1 protein-coding gene is annotated in these 502 nt (G+C 50.0%); it reads right to left on the bottom strand.

Annotated features, from left to right (window positions below; genetic code table 11):
• Positions 1-180: 180 nt before the first annotated feature.
• Positions 181-502: transposase (locus ACI48K_RS13455; RefSeq protein WP_475028115.1), on the bottom strand; the 322-nt coding region annotated here is incomplete at its 5' end.

The raw sequence follows: 502 nt of genomic DNA, 5'->3' as shown, positions 1-502 counted from the left end.
CGGGGAGGCCTGTCACCGTCAGAGAGTACCCAGGGATAGGCCGCCCTCGCTTGCCTGCGGATGACGGTTCGGTCTTTGAAGCAGCCGCTCGCTTTTTTCGATCGTAATAGGTTGACTCGGCGATTTCCAAGATCCGCAGAACCACGGCGGTTGGTTCGCCCCGCTTAAGGAACGGTTCTGCTACTTCAAGTCTTTCAGATAAGCGGGGTTTTTCTTTTTTACGAGTTCTCGGAGAATCTCGTTTTCGAGTTCTTTCTCACCGAGCACTTTCATGGCTTTTTCGTATTTTTCTTCCATCTCTTGAAGTCGCTTTAGTTCTTGCAAATGTTGGTCAGGCAACGAACGTTCTTCTTCGCTGATTTGATCACGGTACGTCCGGATCCAGTTGCGAATGGTTTCCGGGTGCACGTCATACGACCGGGCAAGCACCCCCACTTTTATACCCGACAACGCTTCTCTTACTACTTTTAAACGAAGTTCATCTTTGGCTTTTCCCATGACT

It is taken from the genome of Paenibacillus terrisolis (genome assembly GCF_056171975.1).
Note: the sequence above shows the minus strand (reverse complement) of the source record. Positions and strands in the feature narration are given on the sequence as shown.